Annotated in this window: 10 protein-coding genes; 8 read left to right on the top strand and 2 right to left on the bottom strand. The window is 69.6% G+C overall.

Going from position 1 to position 14,020, the window contains the following annotated elements:
- Positions 1-18 precede the first annotated feature (18 nt).
- The 4 genes from ACYU7G_RS11730 to ACYU7G_RS11715 are packed head-to-tail and all read left to right on the top strand — an operon-like array spanning position 19 to position 6,220.
- Entirely contained in the window at positions 19-1,896 is a 1,878-nt protein-coding gene (locus tag ACYU7G_RS11730) for a 2-oxoacid:acceptor oxidoreductase subunit alpha (protein WP_461108011.1), read from the top strand.
- Complete coding sequence (locus ACYU7G_RS11725) at positions 1,893-2,954, top strand: 2-oxoacid:ferredoxin oxidoreductase subunit beta (protein WP_461108009.1); 1,062 nt, start codon at positions 1,893-1,895, stop codon at positions 2,952-2,954. Before ACYU7G_RS11730 ends, ACYU7G_RS11725 begins: the two co-directional genes overlap by 4 nt.
- Positions 2,951-4,231, top strand: coding sequence for a hypothetical protein (locus ACYU7G_RS11720; RefSeq protein ID WP_461108008.1), 1,281 nt, complete (start codon positions 2,951-2,953; stop codon positions 4,229-4,231). The genes ACYU7G_RS11725 and ACYU7G_RS11720 overlap by 4 nt, the downstream gene beginning before the upstream one ends.
- Positions 4,232-4,270: 39 nt before the next feature.
- A complete protein-coding gene (locus ACYU7G_RS11715) occupies positions 4,271-6,220 on the top strand; it encodes a M13 family metallopeptidase (protein WP_461108006.1) in 1,950 nt (649 codons plus the stop codon).
- 12 nt (positions 6,221-6,232) lie between these two features.
- On the opposite strand, the gene ACYU7G_RS11710 is transcribed toward ACYU7G_RS11715, so the two are convergent.
- Positions 6,233-7,279, bottom strand: a complete 1,047-nt coding sequence (locus tag ACYU7G_RS11710) for a LacI family DNA-binding transcriptional regulator (protein ID WP_461108004.1) — start codon at positions 7,277-7,279, stop codon at positions 6,233-6,235.
- Positions 7,280-7,427: 148 nt separating this feature from the next.
- Between ACYU7G_RS11710 and ACYU7G_RS11705 the strand changes: the two genes are divergently transcribed.
- The 4 genes from ACYU7G_RS11705 to ACYU7G_RS11690 are packed head-to-tail and all read left to right on the top strand — an operon-like array spanning position 7,428 to position 12,976.
- Positions 7,428-8,750, top strand: coding sequence for an ABC transporter substrate-binding protein (locus ACYU7G_RS11705; RefSeq protein ID WP_461108002.1), 1,323 nt, complete (start codon positions 7,428-7,430; stop codon positions 8,748-8,750).
- A 7-nt stretch (positions 8,751-8,757) separates the two neighbouring features.
- Positions 8,758-9,753, top strand: coding sequence for a carbohydrate ABC transporter permease (locus ACYU7G_RS11700; protein ID WP_461108000.1), 996 nt, complete (start codon positions 8,758-8,760; stop codon positions 9,751-9,753).
- Complete coding sequence (locus ACYU7G_RS11695; RefSeq protein WP_461107998.1) at positions 9,750-10,634, top strand: carbohydrate ABC transporter permease; 885 nt, start codon at positions 9,750-9,752, stop codon at positions 10,632-10,634. Before ACYU7G_RS11700 ends, ACYU7G_RS11695 begins: the two co-directional genes overlap by 4 nt.
- 8 nt (positions 10,635-10,642) lie before the next feature.
- The gene (locus tag ACYU7G_RS11690) at positions 10,643-12,976 is read left to right on the top strand and encodes a beta-glucosidase family protein (protein WP_461107995.1); all 2,334 of its coding nucleotides are present in this window, start codon (positions 10,643-10,645) and stop codon (positions 12,974-12,976) included.
- Positions 12,977-13,042: 66 nt separating this feature from the next.
- On the opposite strand, the gene ACYU7G_RS11685 is transcribed toward ACYU7G_RS11690, so the two are convergent.
- Positions 13,043-13,933, bottom strand: a complete 891-nt coding sequence (locus ACYU7G_RS11685; RefSeq protein ID WP_461109575.1) for a polyprenyl synthetase family protein — start codon at positions 13,931-13,933, stop codon at positions 13,043-13,045.
- Between the last annotated feature and the right edge of the window lie 87 nt (positions 13,934-14,020).

The raw sequence follows: 14,020 nt of genomic DNA, 5'->3' as shown, positions 1-14,020 counted from the left end.
AAAGTAGGGAAGAACTTCGTGGCTCAACCCCAACCGCTCGATCGCGTCGTGATCCGATTCGCCGGGGATTCCGGCGACGGGATGCAGTTGACGGGCGATCGATTCACCGCCGAGTCCGCGAGCCTCGGCAACGACGTCGCCACCCTCCCCAACTTCCCCGCCGAGATCCGCGCCCCCCAGGGCACCCTGCCCGGCGTGTCCAGCTTCCAGCTGCACTTCGCCGACTTCGACATCGTGACCCCGGGCGACCGGCCCGACGTGCTCGTCGCGATGAACCCGGCGGCGCTGAAGGCCAACCTGCACGACCTGCCCAAGGGCGGCGTCATCATCGTCGACACCGCCGACTTCACCAAGCGCAACCTCGCCAAGATCGGCTGGCTGCACAACCCGCTGGAGGACTCCACGCTGGCCTCCTACAAGGTGCACGCGCTGGACCTGACCGGCATGGCCAGCGAGGCGGTGAAGGACTTCGGGCTGACCCGCAAGGACTCCTCCCGCACCAAGAACATGTTCGCGCTGGGCCTGCTGAGCTGGCTGTACTCGCGCGAGACGGACCAGACCATCAAGTTCCTCGAGGGCAAGTTCGCGAAGAAACCGGACATCCGCGACGCCAACATCGCCGCGTTCCGCGCCGGCCACGCCTTCGGCGAGACCACCGAGGTGTTCGAGCACCGCTACGAGGTGGGCGCCGCCCCGATGAAGCCCGGGCGCTACCGTCAGGTGACGGGCAACCTGGCCACCGCCTACGGCCTGATCACGGGCGCGAAGAAGTCGGGGCTGGAACTGTTCCTCGGCTCCTACCCCATCACCCCGGCCTCGGACATCCTGCACGAGCTCTCCCGCCGCAAGGACCTGGGCGTGATGACGTTCCAGGCCGAGGACGAGATCGCCGGCGTCGCGTCCGCGGTGGGCGCGTCGTTCGCCGGAGCGCTCGGCGTCACCACGACGTCGGGCCCCGGCATGGCGCTGAAGATGGAGACCATCGGGCTGGCCATCATGACCGAGATCCCGCTCGTGGTGGTCAACGTGCAGCGCGCCGGACCATCGACGGGGATGCCCACCAAGACGGAGCAGGCGGACCTCTTGCAGGCCATCAACGGCCGCAACGGCGAGGCGCCCGTGGTGGTGCTGGCGGCCAAGTCCGCCACCGACTGCTTCGACACGGCACTGGAGGCCTGCCGGATCGCGGTCAAGTACCGCACCCCTGTGATCATGCTCAGCGACGGCTACCTCGCCAACGGCGCCGAGCCGTGGCGGATCCCGGACCTGGCCGAGATCGAGCCGATCGTCCCGGGCTACGCCACCGAGCTGAACGGCACGGACAAGAAGGGCGAGCCCGCCTTCCTGCCCTACAAGCGGGACCCGCAGACCCTCGCCCGCGCGATGGCGGTCCCCGGCACGCCCGGTCTGGAGCACCGCGTCGGCGGCATCGAGAAGGACGCCGTCACCGGCGCCATCTCCTACGACCCGGACAACCACGACACGATGGTGCGCACCCGCCAGGCCAAGGTGGACGCCGTCGTGGCCGACATCCCCGACGTGGTGGTGGACGACCCCTCGGGCAGGGCCCGCGTGCTGGTGCTCGGCTGGGGTTCCACCTACGGACCCATCACGGCCGCGGCCCGTCGCGTGCGCCTCGGTGGCCGCGACGTCGCCACCGCACACCTGCGCCACCTGAACCCGATGCCTGCCAACCTTGGCGACGTGCTGGCCTCCTACGAACGTGTGATCGTGCCCGAGATGAACCTCGGCCAGCTCGCCGGGCTGCTGCAGGCCCGCTACCTGCGCGAGGTCACCAGCTACTCCCGCGTGCGCGGCCTGCCCATCTCGTTGTCCGAGCTGGAGACCGACCTGGTCTCCGAACTCGACTCCCTCACGGAAGGAGGAGCGAAGTGACCACCAACACCGACCTCACCGGCCTGCGTGGCGTCCCGATCGCGCTGGAACCCCTCGGCAAGAAGGACTACACCTCGGACCAGGAGGTGCGCTGGTGCCCCGGGTGCGGCGACTACGCAATCCTGTCCACGTTCCAGTCGATGATGGGCACGCTGGGCATCAAGCGGGAGAACACCGTCATTGTCTCAGGCATCGGCTGCGCGGCGCGGTTCCCGTACTACGTGGACACCTACGGCATGCACTCGATCCACGGCCGCGCCCCCGCCATCGCCACTGGCATCGCGACGGCGCGCGAGGACCTCGACGTGTGGGTGGTGACCGGCGACGGTGACTCGCTGTCCATCGGCGGCAACCACCTGATCCACACGCTGCGCCGCAACGTGAACATCACCATCCTGCTGTTCAACAACGAGATCTACGGCCTCACCAAGGGGCAGTACTCCCCCACCTCCGAGGTGGGCAAGCTCACCAAGTCCAGCCCTCTCGGTTCGCTCGACAACCCGTTCAACCCGATTTCGCTGGCATTGGGCGCGGAGGCGACGTTCGTCGCACGGGCCATCGACTCGGACCGCCGTCAGTTGACCGAGGTCATGACGGCGGCGGCGAAGCACCGCGGCACGGCCCTGGTGGAGATCTACCAGAACTGCCCCATCTTCAACGACGGTGCCTTCGAGGGCCTGAAGGGCCCCGAGAAGGAGGACCTGCTGATCAACCTGCGCCACGGCGAGCCGATCACCTTCGGCGCCGATGGCAGGTTCTGCGTGTTCCGCAACGCCCAGCACGACTTCGAGGTGGGCGAGACCGCCGACGTCGACCCGGCCGCGATCGTCGTCCACGACGCCGAGCGCCCCGACCCGTCGCAGGCGTTCGCGCTGTCGCGCCTCACGGAGGCCGGGGTCATGCGCCAGGCACCCGTCGGGATCTTCCGCGACGTGCAGCGCCCCGTCTACGACGACATGGTCCGCGAACAGGTCCGCGAGGTGCGGGCCGAGGACCAGGACGCGGCCCTGGCCGACCTGCTGGCGGGCCCCGACACCTGGGAGGCCACGGCCTCATGAGTTCAGGCGGCTGGCAGCCGACCGGCGGCGGGTCCCCCCAGCGGGGATCCGACCAGCAGCCGATCCCGCCCCACCACCACGGCGGGGACGAACCGGCTTCGGAGGCGACGCCGACCCGCCCGGACTCGAACGTCATCCGGCCCATCCCCACCGGCTCGGCCGGGCCGTCCTTCGACGCCCTCGCGATGCAGGACGTCCTCAGCCGGGCGCGCGACTCCCGCCGCTTCGAGGCCCCGGAGGTGGAGCAGGAGGAGGCCCGGCGCCCGTTCCCGCTCAGGGCCGTCCTGGTCACCCTGGTCACCGTGATGGTGCTGGGCATGGGTGCGGGCCTGTTCTACGTGCAGTTCCTGCGCAACGTCGAGCAGGACCCGGACACCATCGTCGAGGTCACCGCCACCGCCACCCGCTCGGTGCTGCAGACGCCCCAGGCAGCCGTGCGCGGCTACTTCGAGGCGCTGGCGGCCGGCGACATCGAGGAGGCGCTGACCTACGGCCCGCCCGGCGGCACCGGTTCGATGCTGCTGCTGGAGCCGGAGGCGCACGCCGCGATGCCTGAGGGCTCCCGCCCGAGCAACATCGAGATCCACACCGAGGACCCGCACGCCTCCGAGGTGGAGGTCTCCTACGTCCTGGCCGGCGAGGAGGTCAACACGAGGGTGCGCGTCAACCGCCTCGACTCCGGCGACTACCAACTGGCCCGAACCACCGTGACGGTGCTGACGCAGGTGGCCGGCGGCGACAACCTGCCGATGTTCATCAACGGTGTCGAGGCCGACCACACCATCCCGCTCGAGGTGGTCCCCGGCACCTACTCCCTCAGCACCAACCTGCCCTTCATCGCCTACCCGCAGGAGGCGAGCTTCCGGATCCAGTCGCTGGCCTACACCGACGTGACCGTGTTCCCCGTGAACCCGCAACTGACCGCCGAGGGACGAGACGCGCTGCTGGGCTCGGCGCGCGAGTCGCTGACGCGCTGCATCGCCTCCAAGGAGCTGACCCCCACGGGCTGCCCCAACGCCATCCGCGCGAACAAGCCCGTCTCGTCGGGCAGTGTCGAGTGGACGCTGCTGAACGACCCCTGGGCCACGTTCAACCCCACGCTGAACTCCGACGACCAGACCATCGGCATCGCCACCGTCTCACTGCAGTACCGGGTGACGATGACCTACACCGACGGCCACACCTCCGGCAACAACGACCTCGCCCGCAACGTCCAGATCAGCGCGACGATGCTGGGCCGGAGCGCCGACGACGTGACGGTCACCTGGAACCGCTGACCACCCTGCCCGGTTGGCCGTCCCCATAGGATTGGGGCCATGACCCAAGCGATCCAGTTCGACCACTTCGACACCTCAGTCCGCCCGCAGGACGACCTGTTCCGCCATGCCAACGGTTCCTGGTTGGCGACCGTGGAGATCGACGCCGACAAGTCCACCGCCGGAGGCTTCGTCGACCTGCGCGACCAGTCCGAGCGGCAGGTGCAGGAGATCATCGCCGAACTGTCCGCCGACGACCCGGCCTCGGAGGCCGGCAAGATCGCCAACCTGTACGCCTCCTTCATGGACACCGAGCGCATCGAGGCACTCGGCGCCACCCCGCTGCACCCGCTGCTCAACAAGATCTCCGACATCAACTCGGTCTCCGAACTGTCCCGCCACCTCGGCTGGAACCTGCGCCACGGCTTATCCTCGCTGATCGCCTTCGGGGAGGAGTCGGACCCGGGAGACCCGCAGCGCTACGTGATGTTCGCCGAGCAGGCCGGCCTGGGCCTGCCCGACGAGGCCTACTACCGCGAGGACAAGCACGCCGAGACGCGCCAGGCCTACCGGGCGCACCTGCAGCAGGTCTTCGAACTCGCCGGTTTCCACGACGCCCCGGAACAGGCCCACGCCGTGTTCGAGCTGGAGACCGCCATCGCGGAGCACCACTGGGACAAGGTCCGCACCCGTGACCTGCGCCAGATGTACAACCCGAAGACGTGGCCCGAGTTCACCGCGCTCGCCGTCGGCTTCGACTGGGACGCCTTCGTCGAGGGCGCCGAGCTGCCGGTGGCGAAGGTGGCCGACGTGGTGGCCTGCCAGCCCTCCTTCGACGAGGCGGCCGGTGACCTGCTGACGTCTCAGCCGCTGGAGTCGTGGAAGTCGTGGGCGCGCTGGAAGGCCATCGCGGGCCTGTCCCCGTACCTGTCCCAGGACTTCGTCGACGCCCGCTTCGACTTCTACGAGAAGACCCTGCAGGGCACCGAGGAGCTCCGCCCCCGCTGGAAGCGCGCCGTGTCCCTGGTGGAGGGCGCCATGGGCGAGGCGGTCGGCAGGATCTACGTGGAGCGCCACTTCCCGCCCGCCGCGAAGGGTGCGATGGACGAGCTGGTCGCCAACCTGCTGGAGGCCTACCGCATCTCCATCGAGAAGCTGGACTGGATGACCGATGCCACGCGCGCCGAGGCCCTCGACAAGCTGTCCAAGTTCAAGCCCAAGGTGGCCTACCCCAACAAGTGGCGCGACTACTCGGCCCTGCAGATCGACCGCGACGACCTCGTCGGCAACGTGACGTCCATCCACTCCTTCGACATGGACCTCACCCTGTCCAGGCTCGGCGGCCCCATCGACCCCGAGGAGTGGTTGATGTACCCGCAGACGGTGAACGCCTACTACCACCCGCTGCGCAACGAGATCGTGTTCCCGGCCGCCATCCTGCAGCCGCCGTTCTTCAACGTCGACGCCGACGCCCCCGTGAACTACGGGGCCATCGGTGCGGTGATCGGGCACGAGATCGGGCACGGGTTCGACGACAAGGGCTCCACCGCCGACGGCGACGGCAGGCTGCGCGACTGGTGGACCGAGGAGGACCGCGCCGCCTTCGAGGAACGCACGAAGGCCCTCGTCGGGCAGTACGAGGTGCTCTCCCCGGAGGGTGCCGACGGCGAGACCGTGAACGGGGAGCTCACCATCGGCGAGAACATCGGGGACCTGGGTGGCCTGGGCATCGCCTACAAGGCGTGGCTGCTCTCCGGTGGCGACCTCGACGGCCCGGCCATCGACGGCCTCACCCCCGCGCAGCGATTCTTCCTGGGCTGGGCCGCGGCCTGGCGCTCCAAGGTGCGCCCCGAGGCGGCCAAGCAGCGCCTGGCCACCGACCCCCACTCCCCCAACGAGTTCCGCTGCAACCAGATCGTGCGCAACCTGGACGCCTTCCACGAGGCGTTCGGCCTCACCGAGGACGACGGCCTGTGGCTGGCGCCCGAGGAGCGCGTCACCATCTGGTGACGCGGGTGGGGCTCAGGCCCGGTCCACCGGCGCCGTCGAGCCCCGCACCACCAGCTGTGTCGCCAGCCGCATGGGGCCCGTCGTGGTGGGGCGCCCGGCGCGGCGGTCGATCAGCGAACGCACCGCCGCCGAACCCATGTCCTCCAGCGGCTGCCGCACGGTGGTCAGCCCGGGCGCGGACAGGCCTGCGATCAGGGTGTCGTCGAAACCGACGACGCTGACGTCGCGCGGGACCGACATGCCCAGCTGGCGCGCGGCCTGGAACACGCCGAGGGCGGCGTCGTCGTTCGCGGCGAAGATGCCGGTGGGCCGGACGTCCTCGGGCAGGGACAGCAGTTCCAGGCCGGCGCGCACTCCGGCCTCGTGAGAGAACTCCTCCCCCGCCACGAGCCGCGGGTCGTGGGGCAGCTCGTTCATGCTCAGCGCGGAGAGGTAGCCCTGCAACCGCTCCGTTGCGGGCACTGATCCGGGGGTGCCGCGCACGAAGCCGATGCGCGTGTGGCCCTGCTCGATCAGGTGCTGGGTGGCCTCGACGCCGCCGTTCCAGTTGGTGGCGCCGATGCTGGTGAAGTCCGGCGGCATGGCGTTGGCCGGGTCGATGGAGACCAGCCCGATGCCCAGCTCACGGACCTTGGCCAGCTGGCGGGAGGAGAGCCGGGAGGTGACGACGATCACTCCCACGTAGTCCTGGGCCTTGATCATCTCGAACCACTGGTCCTCCAACGGCACCGGGTCGTGGTGGACCCGGTTCGGCGGGGTGTAGAGGGACACCAGGGCCACCCCGTGGGCCATCGCGGTGGTGGCGGCGCCACGCAGGATGTCCAGGGTGTAGGTGGTGGTCAGGTTGTCGGCGACCAGCGCGATCAGCGGGTAGGAGTTGCGCTGCTCCCCGCCCGTCGGGACGTACCCCAGGGCCTCTGCCGCCGCCAGCACGCGGGCGCGGGTGGCCGTCGAGACGTCGACGCGCCCGTTGACGGCCTTCGAGGCCGTGGCCCTTGAAACACCGGCGTGCCGCGCCACGTCATCCAGCCGGACACGCTCTCCGTTGAGTTCACTCACGCCACTCAGCATACGAAACGTTTCGAGCCTTGGCAACGCCTGTGTAACACTGGTTACGGTGTTGTTGACAGCATTAGAACTGCGGTTAAACTAATTCCATCTAGCTCGTTTCGCGAAAGCTTTCGCGGACGCCAACCTGGAGGTTTCAATGAAGAAGCGACAGATCCTTGGGATCGCGGCAGCCGCATCGATGCTGCTGACAGCCTGCAGCGGGGCCGCGGAGGGCCCCGGCGACGGTGAGACGACCACCGGCGGGGGTGAGACCACTGCCTCGCAGGCCGAGGACGTGACCCTGCGCTGGTGGCACAACTCGAACACCGGCGAGGGCAAGGAGTACTACGACAAGGTGGCAGCGGACTTCGAGGCCGCCAACCCGGGCGTGACCATCGAGGTCAGCGCCATGCAGCACGAGGACATGGTCACCAAGCTCGAGGCGGCCTGGCAGTCCGGCGACGTGCCGGAGATCTACATGGAGCGCGGCGGCGGCGAGCTCGTCGACAAGGTCGAGGTGGGTCTGGTGAAGGACCTCTCCGACCTGATCCCCGAGACCATCGCCAACCTGGGCGGCAGCGTCTCGGGCTGGCAGGTGGACGGCCAGACCTACGCCCTGCCGTTCTCCATCGGCGTGGTCGGCTTCTGGTACAACACGGACCTGTTCGAGCAGGCCGGGATCGAGGCCGAGCCCGAGACGATGGCGGACCTGTACGATGTCATCGACAAGCTGAAGGCCGCCGGCATCGACCCGATCTCCGTCGGCGCGGGCAGCAAGTGGCCGGCCGCCCACTACTGGTACTACTTCGCACTGCGCCAGTGCGACGCGGACGCCCTGGACACCGCCATGACCCAGCTCGACTTCAGCGACCCCTGCTTCGTCGCAGCCGGTGAGAGCCTGCAGGAGCTCGTCGAGTCCGAGCCCTTCAACCCCGGCTTCCTCACCACCGAGGCCCAGTCCGGACCCACCAGCGCCTCCGGCCTGCTGGCCACCGGCAAGGTTGCGATGCAGCTCGCCGGCCACTGGGAGCCCGGGGTCATGCAGGGCCTGACCGAGGACGGCTCGGGTCTGGGCGAGGCCACCGGCTGGTTCGCGTTCCCCGCTGTCGAGGGCGGCGCGGGCGATCCCACCTTCCCGCTCGGCGGCGGTGACGCGTGGGGCGTGCCCGAGGCTGCTCCCCAGCAGGCCGTCGACTTCGTCGAGTACCTCCTGTCCGACGAGGTCCAGCAGGGCTTCGCGGAGCTGGACATGGGCCTGCCCACCAACCCCACGGCCACCGAGTTCGTCTCCGACCCGGCCCTTGCGGAACTCCTCCAGGTCCGTGACGACGCCGAGCGCGTGCAGCTGTACCTGGACACCGCCTTCGGCACCTCCATCGGCGGCGCCATGAACGACGAGATCGCCCTCGTGTTCGCGGGCCAGTCCAGCCCGCAGGGCATCGTCGACGCCATCCAGCAGGCAGCAGACGCGGAGAAGTAGGAAGACGATGTCAACCTCCACCCTCGCAACAACCTCCACCGACGGGCGCTCCCGGGAGGAGCGCCCGTCGGGGCAGGTGCCCCGGAAACGTCGCCGTCGCTGGGGCATGGCCCTGGAGGTGGCGCTGTTCACGGCCCCGGCGCTCATCCTGTTCGCGATGTTCGTCGTCTGGCCGATGCTGCGGGCGGTGGAGTTGTCCGTCTTCCGCTGGAAGGGCTTCGGCCCCCTCGTGGACTTCGTGGGCCTGCGGAACTACGTGTCGGTCCTCACCGACGACGTGTTCCTCGGCGCCCTCGGCCACAACCTGTTCATCGTCGTCGCCTCCATCGTCATCCAGTTGCCGGTGGGCATCGCCATCGCGCTCCTGCTGAACCGCCGGATGAAGTTCCAGGGCGTCGTGCGCACCCTCGTGTTCGTGCCGTACGTGCTGGCCGAGGTGATCGCGGGCGTCGTCTGGTTCCAGCTGCTGACCCCGCGCTACGGCTTCATCGACAACCTGCTGGTGGCCGTCGGCATCACTCCCCCGGCCCAGGGCTTCCTCGGCACCCCCGAGCTGGCCCTGTGGACCGTGATGGTGGTGCTCACCTGGAAGTACGTCGGGCTGGCCATCATCCTGTTCCTCGCCGGCCTGCAGTCCATCCCCGCGGAGATCGACGAGGCGGCACAGATCGACGGCGCCTCCTGGTGGCGCGTCCAGTGGCACATCACCATCCCGCTGCTGGGGCCGACGCTGCGCACCTGGGCGTTCCTGTCCATGGTCGGCTCGCTCCAGCTGTTCGACATGGTCTGGATCCTCACCAAGGGCGGTCCGGCCAACGCCACCACCACCATGGCCACCTTCCTGATCAACGAGGGCACCAAGCGCTCCAACTACGGCATCGCCGGCGCGGCCTCGGTGGTGCTGTTCGTGATCGCGCTCGTGCTGGCGCTGGTCTACCAGAAGTTCATCCTCAGCCGGGACAACCAGCTGGACCCCAAGCCACGGAAGAAGGCCCGACGATGACCGCCGTCACCACCGCCCCGGCCGCCTTGGCCCAGGCCCCGGCGCCCCGCCGTCGTCGCAACCGTTCCGGCAGCGCGGGCCCGCTGACCTACTTCATCGCCCTGGTCGTGGTGGCGTTCACCCTCGGCCCGGTCCTCTACGCTGTGCTCGGCGGCTTCCGCACCAATGCCCAACTCGCCGAGAACCCGGCCGGGCTGCCCGACCCCTGGGTCTGGAGCAACTACGCCGGCGTGCTCACCAACCCGAGCTTCTGGGTGTACGCGTTCAACTCCACGGTCATCGCGCTGCTCACCACCGGCATGGTGATGCTGTTCGGGCTGATGGCGGCCTACCCACTGGCCCGCTACCGCTTCCGCCACCGCGAGAAGCTGTACATGATCTTCGTCACCGGGCTGCTGTTCCCGGCAACCGTCGCCGCCATCCCGCTGTTCATCATCATCAGCAAGGACCTCGGCCTCAGCAACAACTGGTGGGGCATCGCACTCCCCCAGGCCGCTTTCGCCCTGCCGATGACCATCGTGATCCTGCGCCCGTTCCTGCAGGCCATCCCGGCCGAACTGGAGGAGGCAGCCTTCATCGACGGCGCGAGCCGCCTGAGCGTGTTCACCCGCATCATGCTCCCGCTGTCGGGCCCAGGGCTGGTCACCGTCGGGGTGCTGGCCTTCGTCGGCTCATGGAACTCCTACCTGCTCCCGTTGCTGCTGCTGCAGGGAGACATGCGGACCCTGCCCCTCGGCGTGGCCGACTACTCCTCGGAGCACTCGGCGGACACCGCCGGCGTGTTCGCGTTCACCACCCTCTCCATGATCCCCGCACTAATTTTCTTCCTCGCCATGCAGCGCCGCATCGTCGGCGGACTGCAGGGCGCGGTGAAGGGCTGATACCCACCATGCACAAGGACACCAACATGCTCCCCTGGCAGGACACCGGTCTGGCCCCGGCCGCGCGCGCCGCGGCCCTGCTGGCCGAGCTCACGCTCGAGGAGAAGGCCGCCCAGCTGGGCTCCCACTGGCACCGTGCCTCCGACAAGCCGGCGGACGAGGAGGTGGAGACCCACGACGTCGCACCCATGGAGCACGCCTTCAAGTCCCACCAGAAGACCTGGCAACAGGCCGCGGCCAACGGCATGGGGCACCTGACCCGCACCTTCGGGACAGACCCCGTCAGCGTCCCGGAAGGGCTGGCGCGGCTGGCGTCGCGGCAGGCGGACGTGACCACCGCCTCCCGCTTCGGGATCCCGGCACTGGCCCACGAGGAGTGCCTGACCGGGTTCACCGCCCTCGGCGCCACCGTCTACCCGGCGGCCATCGCCTGGGGCGCCACCTGGCGTCCCGAACTCATCCGGGAGATGGCCGCGGCCATCGGCGAGGACCTGGCCGCCGTGGGCGTGCACCAGGGCCTGTCCCCGCTGCTCGACGTGGTGCGCGACTACCGCTGGGGCCGCGTCGAGGAGACCACGGGTGAGGACCCGTACCTCGTGGGCACGCTCGGCACCGCCTACGTGCAGGGCCTGCAGGAGGCCGGGGTCCACGCCACCCTCAAGCACTTCGCCGGCTACGCCGCCTCCCGCGCCGGCCGCAACCACGCCCCCATCTCGATGGGGCCGCGCGAACTCGAGGACGTCATTCTCCCGCCGTTCGAGATGGCCGTCCGCGAGGGCGGGGTGAAGTCCGTGATGAACTCCTACTGCGACATCGACGGCGTGCCCGCCACGTCGTCGCGCTGGCTGCTCACCGAGGTGCTCCGCGAGCGTTGGGGCTTCGAGGGCCCCGTGGTCAGTGACTACTGGTCCATCGACTTCCTCACCAAGACCCACCGCATCGCCCCCACCCCGGCGCACGCTGCCGCGCTGGCGCTGACCGCTGGCCTGGACGTCGAACTGCCCGCCACCGGTCCGTACGGGCACCTGCGGGAGGCCATCGAGCTCGGCATCCTCGACGAGGCCACCGTGGACACCGCCGTGCTGCGCGTCCTGACGCAGAAGGCCGAGCTCGGGCTGCTCGACGCGGACTGGGAGCCGCTGCAGGGCACCGATGCCGAGCGAAACCTGGACTCCGCGCGCAACCGCGACGTCGCCCGCCGGGTGGCCGAGGAGTCGGTCATCCTGCTCGCCAACGATGGCATCCTCCCGCTGGCCGCCCCCGGCAAGGTAGCCGTCATCGGTCCCGTCTGGACCGACGTGCGCTCCTACATGGGCTGCTATGCCTTCCCGAACCACGTGCTGTCCCGCGACGGTGGCACGGACACGGGCCTGGACATCAAGTCCCTGCCCGACGTGCTGCCCGGTGCGATCGGCGGCGAAGTCTCGTTCGCGGCCGGTTGCGGCTTCACCGACGGCACGGACGAGCAGTTGGCCGAGGCGGTCGAGCTGGCCGCTGCCGCGGACGTGGTGATCGTGACCGTCGGTGACATCGCGGGCATGTTCGGGATCGGCACCTCCGGCGAGGGCTGTGACGTCGCCGACCTACGGCTGCCCGGGCGGCAGGGCGAGCTCGTCGACGCCGTCCTGGCCACCGGCACCAAGGTGGTCCTCGTACTGGTCACCGGCCGCCCGTACGCCCTCGGCGAGTACGTGGGCCGCTGCGCCGCCATCGTCCAGGCCTTCATGCCCGGCGTCGAGGGCAGCGACGTACTGGCGCGCGTCCTCACGGGTGAGCTGAACCCCTCCGGGCGGCTGCCGATCGGCATCCCGTCAGGGTACGGCGCCCAGCCGGGCACCTACCTCGCCCCCTCGCTGGGCTGGTTCTCCGACGGCATCTCGAACCTGGACCCGCGCCCGGTGTTCCCGTTCGGGCACGGCATCTCCTACACCAGCTTCCGTCTCAACGACGCCGCGGTCTCCGCGCTGGAGGTCCCGGTCGACGGCGCGGTGAGCTACTCCGTCACGGTCACCAACACCGGGGATCGCGACGGTTCCGAGACCGTGCAGCTCTACCTCGAGGACCCGTGGGCCGAGGTGGTGCGTCCGCTGAAGCAGCTGATCGGCTACGCGAAGGTGGACCTGGCCGCGGGCGAGTCGCGGCGGCTCACGTTCGAGGTGCACGCGGACCGCACCGCCTTCACCGGTTCGGACCTGCAGCGCATCGTCGAGCCCGGGGAGGTCCTGCTGTCCGCCGGACACTCGTCGGAGGACCGACTCGACGGGTTGGCCGTGCAGCTGACCGGGGAGCGTCGCGTCGTGGGTGAGGGCCGCGTGCTGACCACACCGGTCACCATCAACTAGCCCGGGGCCGGAAAACGGACGAGGGGAGGTGGCCGGGCCACCTCCCCTCGGTTCGTCTGCGGCTTCTCAGCTGGTGCGGTCCACCAGGTCGTCGCAGTGCTGAAGCAGCAGGTCCTTGGCCTCGCCCTCGGGGAGGATGTCCAGGTGCCGGCGCGCAGCCTCGGCGCGCCGCTGGACCTCGGCCCGGGCCCGCTCCATCACCGGGTGGGCGCGGAGTTCCGCCAGCGCCTCGGCCAGCGCCTCGTCCGAGGACAGGTCCCCGGCGATCTTCGCCTTGAGGGGCTCGTCGGCGGGGTCCTCGGAGGCCGCCAGCATCAGGGTCGGCAGGGTGGGGACCCCTTCGCGCAGGTCGATGCCGGGGGTCTTGCCGGTGGTGGTGGAGGTGATGTCGATCAGGTCGTCGCTGAGCTGGAACACTGCCCCTAGCTCCTCGCCGAACGCGCTGAGGGCGTCCAGGACTTCCTCCGATGCCCCTGCCACCATGCCGCCGAAGCGGGCGGAGGCGGCGATCAGGGAGCCGGTCTTGTCCGCGATGACCTGCAGGTGGTGCTCGAGCGGGTCGTCACCGTCGCGGGGCCCCACCGTCTCGGCGATCTGGCCCTGCACGAGGCGGGTGAAGGTGGCGGCCTGGAGGTCGACGAAGTCTCGCCCCAACTCGTTGACCGTGGTGGAGGCGCGGGTGAACAGCCAGTCCCCCACCAGAATCGCGACGTGGTTGCCCCACATCACGTTGGCCGAGGGGGTGCCGCGCCGGATGGTGGCATCGTCCATGACGTCGTCGTGGTAGAGGCTGGCCACGTGGGTCAGCTCCATCACGAGGGCGGCCTTGATGAGCTCGTCCTCGTCCACGTCGCCACCGAAGCGGGAGCACACGAACACCAGCGTGGGCCGGAAGCGCTTGCCGCCGGCGGCGATGATGTGCGTGGCCGCCTCCGAGACGAAGTCCGAGTCGGCCATGGCCACCTCGAGCAGGCGCTCCTCGAAACGCTCGGACAGGCGCGTCAGCTCGTCCGGGTGGACCACCTGTGACAACTTTCCTCCTCG

It is taken from the genome of Tessaracoccus terricola (genome assembly GCF_054776555.1).
Note: the sequence above shows the minus strand (reverse complement) of the source record. Positions and strands in the feature narration are given on the sequence as shown.

Excerpts from the sequence above, each read along its gene's own strand:
- ACYU7G_RS11715 (WP_461108006.1), top strand. The coding sequence starts at position 4,271 with ATGACCCAAGCGATCCAGTTCGACCACTTCGACACCTCAGTCCGCCCG.
- ACYU7G_RS11700 (WP_461108000.1), top strand. The coding sequence starts at position 8,758 with ATGTCAACCTCCACCCTCGCAACAACCTCCACCGACGGGCGCTCCCGG.
- ACYU7G_RS11690 (WP_461107995.1), top strand. The coding sequence starts at position 10,643 with ATGCACAAGGACACCAACATGCTCCCCTGGCAGGACACCGGTCTGGCC.
- ACYU7G_RS11720 (WP_461108008.1), top strand. The coding sequence starts at position 2,951 with ATGAGTTCAGGCGGCTGGCAGCCGACCGGCGGCGGGTCCCCCCAGCGG.
- ACYU7G_RS11685 (WP_461109575.1), bottom strand. The coding sequence starts at position 13,933 with ATGGCCGACTCGGACTTCGTCTCGGAGGCGGCCACGCACATCATCGCC.
- ACYU7G_RS11695 (WP_461107998.1), top strand. The coding sequence starts at position 9,750 with ATGACCGCCGTCACCACCGCCCCGGCCGCCTTGGCCCAGGCCCCGGCG.
- ACYU7G_RS11705 (WP_461108002.1), top strand. The coding sequence starts at position 7,428 with ATGAAGAAGCGACAGATCCTTGGGATCGCGGCAGCCGCATCGATGCTG.